Raw genomic sequence first — 11,731 nt, forward strand, 5'->3', positions numbered from 1 at the left:
GAAAGGCAAAGCCCGAGCTTGTGAAAGTTTGGGCTTTGTTGTAAATAAAAATATTTTTTAAAGATTTCGTATCTGTGAAAAGGCAAAAAATAAAAAGAGGTGCGTCACAGACTTATGACACACCCCCATTATCTTTATGATTAAAACCTGTATCCTGCGGATAGATTATCTGCTGGAATTATTGGTTCTTGAAGACCAATCCCTCTGCATCTGTATGATCGATGGTAATTGGCTTCTCTCTACTAACCTCTTCTGCAAGAATCTTCTTACTCAAGTCGTTCAAGACGTAATCCTGGATAGCGCGCTTTACAGGACGGGCACCAAACTCTGGATCGTATCCAACCTTTGCCAGATACTGGATAGCTGCAGGAGTCCAGCGAAGTTCAAAGCCCTGAGGCTCCAACATCTTCTTTACTCGCTTCATCTGAAGTTCTACAACCTCGGCAATCTGCTCCTGGGTCAATGGCTTGAAGGTAATGATATCATCAATACGGTTCAGGAACTCAGGACGGAATGTCTTGCGCAACATCTCACGGCTTGCGTTGGAAGTCATGATGATGATGGTGTTCTTGAAGTTGACTACACGACCCTTGTTGTCGGTCAATCGACCATCGTCCAATACCTGCAACAGAGTATTGAATACATCAGGATGCGCCTTCTCAATCTCATCGAAGAGAACCACACTGTATGGTTTGCGACGTACAGCCTCGGTCAACTGGCCACCTTCATCGTAGCCAACATACCCCGGAGGCGCACCGATCAGACGAGTTACGCTAAACTTCTCCTGATATTCACTCATATCAATTCGGGTCATCATAGACTCATCATTGAACAGATACTCAGCCAGAGCCTTGGCAAGTTCCGTCTTACCTACACCGGTAGTACCGAGGAAGATGAAGCTGGCGATAGGACGCTTTGGATCCTGCAAACCGGCACGGGAGCGACGTACAGCATCACTTACAGCAGTGATAGCCTCGTCCTGTCCGATGACTCTCTTATGAAGTTCCTCCTCCAGATGGAGCAGTTTCTCACGCTCACTCTGCATCATACGGCTTACAGGTATTCCCGTCCAGCGGCTTACAACCTCAGCGATATCATCGGCAGTAACTTCCTCTCTGACCATCGCTGCGCCACCCTGTGTACTCTTCAGCTGCTCCTGAATCTTCTTGATGTCATCCTCAAGAGCCTTCAGTTTAGAATAGCGGATTTCAGCTACGCGTTCGTAATTGCCTTCGCGCTCCATGCGTTCAGCCTCAAACTTCAGGTTTTCTATCTCCTGCTTATCCTGCTGAATCTTGTTGACGAGTGCTTTTTCGCCTTCCCATTTAGCACGGAAGTCATGTTCCTGATCCTTCAATTCAGCAATTTCCTTATCCAACTGCTGAATCTTAGGCTGGTCATTCTCGCGCTTGATAGCCTCGCGCTCAATCTCCAACTGCTTCAAGTGGCGGGTAATCTCATCCAGTTCTTCTGGTACAGAGTCACGCTCCATTCTCAGTTTGGCTGCTGCCTCATCCATCAGGTCGATTGCCTTATCTGGGAGGAATCTGTCAGAGATGTATCTCTCTGATAACTTGACGGCTGCGATGCAGGCATCATCCTGGATACGTACCTTATGATGGTTCTCGTAGCGCTCCTTGATACCACGGAGGATACTGATGGCATCCACCTCGTCAGGCTCATTCACCATGACGGTCTGGAAACGGCGCTCCAGAGCCTTATCCTTCTCGAAGTACTTCTGATACTCGTTGAGGGTAGTAGCACCGATGGCTCTCAGTTCACCACGAGCCAACGCTGGTTTCAGAATGTTGGCTGCATCCATGGCACCTTCGCCACCGCCAGCACCGACCAGGGTATGAATCTCATCGATGAAGAGGATAATCTGGCCGTTGGCATTGGTTACCTCTTTGATGACGCTCTTCAGACGCTCCTCGAACTCTCCCTTGTATTTAGCACCGGCTACCAGTGCACCCATATCGAGAGAATAGAGCTGCTTGTTCTTCAGGTTCTCCGGTACATCACCACGTACGATACGTTCGGCAAGACCTTCTACGATAGCAGTCTTACCCGTACCAGGTTCACCTATCAGAATAGGGTTGTTCTTGGTTCTTCGTGACAGAATCTGGAGCACTCTTCTGATCTCCTCATCACGTCCGATAACTGGGTCCAGCTTACCGCTTCTTGCCTGTTCTACAAGGTTTTTCGCATATTTCTCCAAACTCTGATAGTTATCATCAGCACTTTGTGATTTTACGTTCTGACCTTGTCTCAGTGCCTGAATGGCAGCGAGCATATCTTTTGCATTTGCACCAGCATCCTTCAGAATACGTGCAGCAGTAGAGTTGCCCTGTACGATAGCCAACAGGATAGGCTCAACGCTAACGAATTCGTCGCCCATTTTCTTGGCGGTATCTTCGGCATTCATCAGAATCTGGTTCGTCTCGTTGCTGAGGTACGGCTGCCCGCCACCCTGCACACGAGGCAGATGTTGCATCTCCTGACGCAAGAGCATGGCGATTTGCTGTCCGTTCATGCCCAGCTTCTGGAAGATGTAGTTGGTCACATCGGTAGCCTTTTCAAGAATACCGCTAAGCAGATGCACCGGTTCGATGGTTTGCTGACCATTTCGCTGCGCAATGTTTACGGCTTCCTGTACCGCCTCCTGCGCCTTGATTGTAAATTTGTCGAATGTCATATTATATCTCCTTTCTTATTATATATTCATAATTCTGTTCTTTGGATTAGCCCCGGAAACATCTCTTTGGAAACCTCCCGGTGCGTTCCTCCCATCCTTTAGCGAAACTTATGCCTATTTGTTGAAAATCAATGGTTTGCTGACAATCTGTCTTGTTTTGGGTAGATAAAAGATAGAAATAAGAGATGTCTCCGGACAGAATGACAGAAGAAGGAGGTTTAAGTACGGGCTGAAGACCCAGGTTCCTTTCAGGCGTGTGGGGCTTACTGGCGAAAGTTCAGTATGCGAAGAAATGATAGGATTAGAATTCGCTCAGATTGCTTATTTCTTGATTTCTCTCAATTATCTTTTAAATATCCTTTAAATAATGCTATTTTATGAGGGGAAATGTTGTGTAATCAAAATAATCTTCGTACCTTTGCACCATCATAAATTATAATTTATAAGTTCAATGGCTGAAACAAAGAAAATCAAGACAGCGTTGGTGTCTGTCTTCCACAAGGATGGCTTGGACGAATTGCTCGCCAAGTTGAATGAAGAGGGTGTAAAGTTCCTGAGTACTGGTGGTACCCAGAAGTTTATCGAATCTTTGGGTTATGAATGCGAGAAAGTTGAGGATGTCACTACCTATCCATCTATCTTGGGTGGTCGCGTAAAGACTCTTCATCCTAAAATATTTGGAGGTATCTTGGCTCGCCGTGACAACGAGGGTGACCAGGAGCAGATGAAGGAATACGAAATCCCTTCTATCGATCTCGTCATCGTAGACTTGTATCCTTTTGAGCAGACTGTAGCTAGTGGTGCTAGCGATGCTGATATCATCGAGAAAATCGATATTGGCGGTATCTCTTTGATTCGTGCAGGTGCCAAAAACTTCAAGGACGTGGTGATCGTTCCTAGCAAGGCTGAATACAGCGTATTGCTCGATATCCTGAAGAAGAAGGGTGCTGAGACAGATATCGAAGACCGCAAGATGTTTGCAGAGCGTGCATTCGGTGTAAGCTCTCACTACGATACTGCAATCCATGCATGGTTTGCTAAGTAAACTCTCGGGAAAATAAAGTAGTTAAGGAGTTAAGAAGTGGAAGAAGTCAGGCCAAGTGTCTGCGGGGATTCTATCCTCCATGTATGACAGACTGTTGCCGTGGCTTCTATGCTCCTTTAACTCCTTAACTCCTTAAATAAAAAAGAAAATTTTAAGCTTAAAATAATATAGATTTAAGAAACAAAATGGGATTTTTTTCATTTATTCAGGAAATCGCAATGGACTTGGGTACAGCCAATACCATCATTATCAGTGATGATAAGATTGTAGTGGATGAACCTTCTGTTGTAGCCCTTGACCGCCGTACCGACAAGATGATTGCTGTGGGCGAGAAGGCTAAGATGATGTACGAGAAGACTCATGATAATATCCGTACTATCCGACCATTGCGTGATGGCGTGATTGCCGACTTTACTGCCTGTGAGCAGATGATGCGTGGATTGATTAAGATGGTTCATACAGGTAGCCGTCTCTTCTCTCCTTCACTCCGTATGGTTATCGGTGTACCTTCAGGTTCTACCGAGGTTGAGCTTCGTGCTGTGCGCGACTCTGCCGAGCATGCTGACGGACGTGATGTATATTTGATTTTTGAGCCAATGGCAGCCGCTATCGGTATCGGTATCGATGTTGAGGCTCCAGAGGGTAATATGATTGTTGATATAGGTGGTGGTTCTACCGAAATCGCTGTCATCTCATTGGGTGGTATCGTATCGAACAACTCCATCCGTACAGCTGGTGACGACCTTACTGCCGATATCCAGGAATATATGAGCCGTCAGCACAACGTGAAGGTTTCTGAGCGTATGGCTGAGCGTATCAAGATTCATGTGGGTTCAGCTCTGACCGATCTGGGTGATGAGGCTCCAGAGGATTTCATCGTACATGGTCCTAACCGTATTACAGCGTTGCCTATGGAGGTGCCTGTATGCTACCAGGAGATTGCCCACTGCCTGGATAAGACAGTGGCTAAGATTGAGAACGCTGTACTCTCAGCATTGGAGAATACACCTCCTGAGCTTTATGCCGATATCGTGAAGAATGGTATCTGGCTCTCTGGTGGTGGTGCTTTGCTCCGCGGTCTCGACAAGCGTCTGCAGGATAAGATCAATATCCCATTCCACATCGCAGAAGATCCATTGCACAGTGTTGCCAAGGGTGCTGGTATTGCGTTGAAGAATGTAGACCGTTTCTCATTCTTGATGAGATAATCAGAACTTATTCTAATATTAAGAATAAAGTATGCGCAACCTTTTAGAGTTTTTAGCGAAATACAACCATTGGTTTGTCTTCCTGATTCTTGAGGTGGTGAGTATGGTGCTGTTGTTTCAGTATAACAGCTATCAGGGCAGTGCCTGGTTCTCCTCGGCTAATGCCGTAACGGGTAAGTTGTATGAATGGGATGCGAATGTAGAAACATTCTTCTCGCTTACCAAGGTGAACCAGGAACTGACACAGCGCAATGCGTATCTCGAACAGGAGGTGCAGAAACTTTCCGACAGTCTCGTGAGCGTGACCAAGGACAGCAGCATCTACCATCGTGATCAGTTTGCATTGCTGAGAAACTATCGTCTGATTCCGGCTAAGGTGGTGGCGAATAGTATCGATAAACCCGGCAACCTGATGACAATTGACAAGGGTAGTGCGGATGGCATCCACAAGGATATGGGTGTCATCAGCGGTACTGGTGTGGTGGGTATCGTGTATCTGGTAGCAGAACATTACGCTATCGTGATTCCGGTATTGAACACGAAGTCGAACATCAGTTGTATGATTCAGAATAGAGGCTATTTTGGCTATCTGCGCTGGAAGGGTGGTGTGTCAGACCTTGCCTATCTGGAAGAGGTGCCACGTCATGCTCACTTCAAATTGGGTGACTATGTGGTAACGAGTGGCTATTCTGCAGTATTCCCTCCTGGAGTGAGAGTGGGCAGAATATTGCACGTGTTCAACTCTGCCGATGGTCTGTCGTATCGCGTACAACTTCGCCTCTCTACCGATTTTGCCCGTCTGCGTGATGTGTGTGTAATTGATGATAGCGCCATGAAAGAGCGTTTGGAGATTATGCGTGCAGCAGAGGATAGCATCGGATCAAATGGAGACAATAATCAATAATGACGTATAGTAAGAGGATATAAAAAGCAATGAGTATAGATTTAGTGAAAAGACTAGCTACCTTTGTGGTGCTCGTGCTGGTGCAGGGATTGGTGTTTAATCATATTCATCTATTCAATTGTGCCACCCCCTTGCTGTATATCATTATGGTACTGCATTTCCGCCGCAACCATCCTAAATGGGCGGTGTTATTGTGGTGCTTTATGATGGGGCTTTGTGTGGACGTATTTGCCAATACGCCAGGTGTTGCAGCAGCTTCGATGACAGCCGTGGGACTGCTACAACCTTTTTTGTTTGAACTTTTCGTACCGCGTGACAGCGCCGACGATCTGGAACCGTCCATGCGTTCTATCGGCGTAGGTGCATATTGCTGGTACGTATTTATTATCATTCTCGTTTATAATCTATTGTTCTTTACACTCGAAACATTCAATTTCTTTAATTGGGTTCACTGGTTGGAATGTATAGGCGGAAGTACGGTTATCACTTATATATTGGTGATGGCGACAGAAAGTTTCAGGAAGTAAGATTCCGGAAAAGTGATGAGAGAGAAAAGAACACGATTTTTAGTTTGCTATATATAATAAGGTATGTTGGATTACAATCTTGAAAAACGTAGATACGTTATCGGTGGAGTGGCCATAGCTATTGTGGTCATTTACATGATTCGTCTGTTTACGCTTCAGATTATGAGCGACGACTACAAGAAGAATGCCGACAGTAATGCCTTCTTGAAGCGTATTGAGTTTCCTGCCCGTGGTGCCATTTACGACCGTAATGGTAAGCTGCTGGTGTATAATCAGCCGTCTTACGACCTGATGGTGGTCATGAACGAGGAGAGCGGCAGGCTTGATACGATGGATTTCTGTAATTCGCTAGGTATTACGAAAGAGTTTTTTATCAAGCGAATGAACGATATCAAGGACCGCTCTAAAAATCCGGGCTATTCGCGCTATACCCAACAGCTTTTTATGGGACAGCTGAGCGACAGAGATTTCAGTGTGTTCCAGGAGAAGATGTTCCGCTTCCCCGGTTTCTATGTCCAGAAACGTACCGTCAGAGAATATACCTACCCTTATGCAGCCCATGTGCTGGGTGATGTAGGTGAGGTTTCGGAAAGCGATATTGAAGATGATGACTACTATCAGGCTGGTGACTATATCGGAAAACTGGGTATCGAGAAGTTTTATGAGAAGCAGCTGCGTGGTGAGAAGGGTGTGAAGATCATGCTGAGAGATGCCCACGGAAGAATTCAGGGTAGCTATCAGAATGGTAAACTCGACCGGAAACCTGTGGCAGGAAAGGACTTGACGCTGGGATTGGATGTGAAGTTGCAAGCCTTGGGCGAACGTCTGCTGCAGGGTAAAATCGGCAGTATCGTTGCCATCGATCCTAGAACGGGCGATGTGCTGGCTATGGTTTCTTCTCCTTCTTACGATCCGAGACGTCTGGTGGGTAGAAACCGCGGTAAGATGCACAAGTGGCTCTCGCAGAATCCTTGGAAACCGCTCCTGAACCGTAGTATTCAGGGGCAGTATCCTCCGGGTTCTACCTTTAAGACCAGCCAGGCGCTGACCTATCTTACTGAAGGTATCATCACACCGGGAACAGCATTCCCATGTAATCATGGTTTCTCTTATAAGGGTCTGCATGTAGGCTGTCATGGTCACCCGTCGCCTATTTCGCTGGTTGATGCCATCAGTACCTCTTGTAACGGTTACTTCTGTTGGGGTCTTTACTATATGCTAGGTAACCGCAAGAAGTATGGCAGCGTACAGAATGCGATGACCGTATGGAAAAATTATATGGTGAGCATGGGATTCGGATATAAGTTGGGCATCGACTTGCCTGGCGAGAAACGCGGTCTCATTCCGAATGCCCAGTTCTATGATAAGGCTTACAAAGGTTCATGGAACGGACTGACGGTAATCAGTATTTCTATCGGTCAGGGTGAGGTTAACCTTACGCCGTTGCAGATAGCCAACCTGGGTGCTACCATCGCCAACAGGGGATACTATTATGTGCCTCATGTAGTGAGAAAGGTGAAGGGTGAACCGCTTGATACGCTCTATACCCGACGCCATTATACCAAGGCTTCCCGACGGGCTTACGACTATGTGGTAGCCGGTATGAGAAGTTCGGCGCTGAAGGGAACCTGTAAGCTGCTCGGCCGCTACGATTTCGAAGCTTGCGGCAAGACGGGTACGGCACAGAACCGTGGTCATGACCACTCTGTATTCATGGGCTTTGCTCCGATGAACAACCCGAAGATTGCCATTGCCGTGTATGTAGAGAATGGTGGTTGGGGTGCTGACTATGGTGTGCCTATCGGTGGTCTGATGATGGAACAGTATCTCAAGGGTAAGTTATCTCCTGATTCTGAGCGCAGGGCTGCAGAGATGCAGGCCCGTAGAATCGCCTACGGATTAAGCAGTAGATAGTTTTCAGTTAATAGTTGATAGTTTATAGATTATGATCGATAATAAACAACCTAGTGTGCTTGCTTCACTTGACTGGTGGACGATAGGTATTTATCTGGTACTCCTCATCTTCGGATGGGTGAGCGTCTGTGGAGCCAGCTATAACTATGGTGACAACGAGATATTCAGTCTGGGTGCCCGCTCGGGTATGCAGATTATATGGATAGGCACATCCATAGCACTGGGATTGGTAATCCTGCTGCTAGATGACCGGTTTTACGATACCTTCTCGTATGTCATCTATGGCATCCTGGTACTCTTGCTCTTTGCTACGATATTCAATCCGCATAGCATCAAGGGCTCCCACTCCTGGCTGGTGCTGGGACCGCTCCGACTGCAACCGGCTGAGTTTGGTAAGTTTGCTACGGCTCTGGCGGTAGCCAAGTTTATGTCAAGCTATGGTTTCAGTATGCAGAACCTGAAACATTTCATGGCAGCCGTAGGCATCATCGTTCTGCCGATGCTCTGTATCGTAGGTCAGCGTGAAACCGGTTCAGCCTTGGTTTATCTTTCATTCTTCCTCATGCTTTACCGCGAAGGAATGCCGGGTGCCATTCTCTTTACCGGCGTGTCGATGGTGGCTTACTTCGTAGTGGGTGTGAAGTATGAGAACGTAATGATGTGGGATACCTATACTTCTGTGGGTAAGTTTGTCGTGCTTCTGCTGGTGCAGATTTTTACCGCGGGCATGGTGAACTCCTATACGGGCAATAAGAAACAGGCGCTGATTATCCTGGGTTATTCGGTAGGCATTACGCTGCTCTTCGTGCTCTTTTCTACCTATGTCATTCCGTTTGATATTGTGTGGATCCAGCTCTTCCTGTGTGCTATGATCATTGGATTCCTGGTTTATCACGGTCTTAGAACCCGGTTCCGGAATTACTTCCTCATCTCGATCTTCTCGTTGGGAAGTATCGCTTTCTTCTATTCAGCCGATTATGTGTTGAATCATGTGATGGAACCTCATCAGCGGGTGCGTATCAACGTATTGTTGGGACTGGATGAAGATTTGGCTGGTGCGGGATATAATGTGCATCAGAGTGAGATTGCCATTGGTTCCGGCGGACTTCAGGGAAAAGGTTTCCTGAATGGTACGCAGACCAAACTGAAGTTCGTGCCTGAGCAGGATACAGACTTTATCTTCTGTACGGTAGGCGAGGAGGAAGGTTTCCTCGGTTCGGCTGGTGTGCTGCTGCTATTCCTGGCTTTGATATTGCGGTTGATGCATCTGGCTGAGCGGCAACCTTATAAGTTCGGGCGTATCTACGGATATTGTGTCCTGTCGGTATTCCTATTCCACCTGTTTATTAATGTGGGAATGGTGTTGGGATTAACGCCGGTTATCGGTATTCCGCTGCCGTTCTTCAGTTATGGTGGTAGTTCGTTATGGGGATTTACCATCCTTCTTTTCATCTTCTTGAGAATTGATGCGGGAAGGAATTTAGTGAGAAGTTAAAAAAAGAGTGAACAGATTGTTGATGAATCTGTTCACTCTTTTTTTATTGTATCTTGGAAATCTTGATACCGATGTCACTCACACCGGGTAGGATTTCTCTTTTCATATCATGTCTGATGGCTACGTGTATGGAATCGCCCTGATGCATCTGATAGATGTTGATAGGGAAGTTATACTGATAGTAGCTGATACCCTGTCCTTTGGTTATGCCGTTGTTGTCAATCAGCTGGCAGTTGACCGTATCTATCTTGCATTCGCCCGGTATCTTTCTGTTTCGGTGATAAACCGTCTGTTCTACGATGAGCGTAAGCCCCATGAACGGATAGGCACCTGTAATGCGAAGTCCTAGGCTTTGCTTGTAATGCCCTGCCTCGAGTAGAGGTGATACTTCGAATGATAGGGTGTCGTTCTTCTCCCATCCTGCAATCGGTGTATGGGCATACTCATCGTATACGGTCGAACCGCTGCAGGCAGAGAGAATGTGAACGATCGCTGTCAAAACGATGAAATAAACTATCTTTTTCATCTTTTTCTAGCTCCTATTCTTTATTCTTGTGGGGCGTTATTGCCTTGTGGGGCGTTGTTGCCCTGTGGCTTGTTGCCATTCTGAGGGGCGTTGTTGCCTTGTGGCTTGTTGCCATTCTGCGGCCTGTTGCCCTTGTTAGGTCGTCTGTCGTTTCTTGACTGGCGGTTGTCACCCTTACCCTGATTACGGTTGTCGCGGCGCTGGTTGTTTGGCTTGCCTTCATTCTTCTGAGGTTTGTTGTCTCCATTCTGCGCGCGGTTCTCGTTCTTCTGAGGCTTGTTGTCTCTCTCCTGCTGACGAGGTCCCTTGTTCTTGTTGTTCTTCTTCTTCTTTTTCTTAGCCTTGTCAAAGCGGCTCAAATCAGCTTCGGCGAGCAGGTCGATTGGCTTGGCTACAGGTTTTGCCTTACCGTCTTCCAGCAGACTCAATGGCTTCTCGCCCTGACGGTTCATTTCGATGATAGCCTTGGCACGCTCGATGCTGATGGTTTCGAGGTTGGAAGCCAGGTTCTTGTCAGAAGAGTAGGTGATAAGACCAGCCAGGATATCCACCTTGAACTGATGGAAGTCACCATCGGCTGTCTGCAGTACGGCATCCTTAGGAGGTAACTTTCTGCTAGCCTCTACATAACTGTCTACCTCGTAGTTGAGACAGCACTTCAGTTTGGCGCACATACCGGCAAGTTTCTGAGGATTCAGAGAGATGTCCTGGTAGCGTGCTGCATTGGTGCTTACGCTGATGAAGTTCTTCATCCAGGTAGCGCAGCAGAGTTCTCTACCGCAAGGACCCGTTCCACCGATACGGCCTGCTTCCTGTCGTGCACCGATCTGTTTCATCTCGATGCGTACATGGAAGGTATCGGCAAGAACCTTGATGAGCTGGCGGAAGTCTACACGTTCGTCAGCGATGTAATAGAAGATGGCCTTGTTGCCGTCTCCCTGATATTCTACATCACCTATTTTCATCTTCAGTCCTAGATCTTTGGCTATCTGGCGGCTCTGTATCATGGTGCCGTGTTCACGGCTCTTAGCCTCCTTGCATTTGTCAAGATCCACCTGTTTGGCGATACGGTAGATACGCTTGATATCATCCTGCGACTTGAGGTTTGCCTTCTTAATCTGGAGTTTTACCAGTCTTCCGGTCAGCGTAACCACACCGATGTCGTGACCCGGGTTAGCCTCTACCGCCACTATATCGCCCTTCTTCAGGTCGAGGTTATTCACATTGTGGTAATATCCCTTACGGGTATTCTTGAACTGTACCTCCACGAGGTCAGTACTTTCAGCATTGCCGGGTACATCGGCAAGCCAGTCGTATGTGTTGAGCTGTTTGTTCTGTCTTCCTACGCCCTTAGCGCACAGACCACGGTCGCAGCCGTTACACATCCTGAATTTCATATTTTTGTAATCCACGATAA

At 47.1% G+C, this 11,731-nt stretch carries 9 protein-coding genes; 6 read left to right on the forward strand and 3 right to left on the reverse strand.

The genetic code is table 11. From position 1 onward, the window contains the following. Positions 1-178 precede the first annotated feature (178 nt). Entirely contained in the window at positions 179-2,695 is a 2,517-nt protein-coding gene (gene clpB, locus ACWJAO_RS08265) for an ATP-dependent chaperone ClpB (RefSeq protein ID WP_449139904.1), read from the reverse strand. Between the two features lie 451 nt (positions 2,696-3,146). Between clpB and ACWJAO_RS08270 the strand changes: the two genes are divergently transcribed. From ACWJAO_RS08270 to rodA, 6 genes are all read left to right on the forward strand, one after another. Next, positions 3,147-3,740, forward strand: coding sequence for an IMP cyclohydrolase (locus ACWJAO_RS08270; protein ID WP_089544052.1), 594 nt, complete (start codon positions 3,147-3,149; stop codon positions 3,738-3,740). A gap of 185 nt (positions 3,741-3,925) precedes the next feature. Then, complete coding sequence (locus ACWJAO_RS08275; protein WP_006847875.1) at positions 3,926-4,948, forward strand: rod shape-determining protein; 1,023 nt, start codon at positions 3,926-3,928, stop codon at positions 4,946-4,948. Between the two features lie 31 nt (positions 4,949-4,979). After that, on the forward strand, positions 4,980-5,852 hold the full coding sequence (gene mreC / locus ACWJAO_RS08280; RefSeq protein ID WP_317600484.1) for a rod shape-determining protein MreC: 873 nt from the start codon (positions 4,980-4,982) through the stop codon (positions 5,850-5,852). 29 nt (positions 5,853-5,881) lie between these two features. Further along, a complete protein-coding gene (gene mreD, locus ACWJAO_RS08285; RefSeq protein ID WP_449139905.1) occupies positions 5,882-6,379 on the forward strand; it encodes a rod shape-determining protein MreD in 498 nt (165 codons plus the stop codon). 63 nt (positions 6,380-6,442) lie between these two features. Next, positions 6,443-8,293, forward strand: a complete 1,851-nt coding sequence (gene mrdA, locus ACWJAO_RS08290) for a penicillin-binding protein 2 (protein ID WP_449139906.1) — start codon at positions 6,443-6,445, stop codon at positions 8,291-8,293. A 31-nt stretch (positions 8,294-8,324) separates the two neighbouring features. Beyond that, positions 8,325-9,788 carry a rod shape-determining protein RodA gene (gene rodA / locus ACWJAO_RS08295; protein ID WP_449139907.1) on the forward strand — a complete coding sequence of 488 codons (1,464 nt, stop codon included), beginning with the start codon at positions 8,325-8,327 and terminating at the stop codon, positions 9,786-9,788. 43 nt (positions 9,789-9,831) lie between these two features. On the opposite strand, the gene ACWJAO_RS08300 is transcribed toward rodA, so the two are convergent. Then, positions 9,832-10,314 carry a gliding motility lipoprotein GldH gene (locus ACWJAO_RS08300; RefSeq protein WP_449139908.1) on the reverse strand — a complete coding sequence of 161 codons (483 nt, stop codon included), beginning with the start codon at positions 10,312-10,314 and terminating at the stop codon, positions 9,832-9,834. Between the two features lie 20 nt (positions 10,315-10,334). Continuing rightward, the gene (ricT, locus tag ACWJAO_RS08305) at positions 10,335-11,726 is read right to left on the reverse strand and encodes a regulatory iron-sulfur-containing complex subunit RicT (RefSeq protein WP_449139909.1); all 1,392 of its coding nucleotides are present in this window, start codon (positions 11,724-11,726) and stop codon (positions 10,335-10,337) included. Positions 11,727-11,731: the final 5 nt, after the last annotated feature.

The sequence above is a fragment of the Segatella sp. genome (assembly GCF_977051555.1).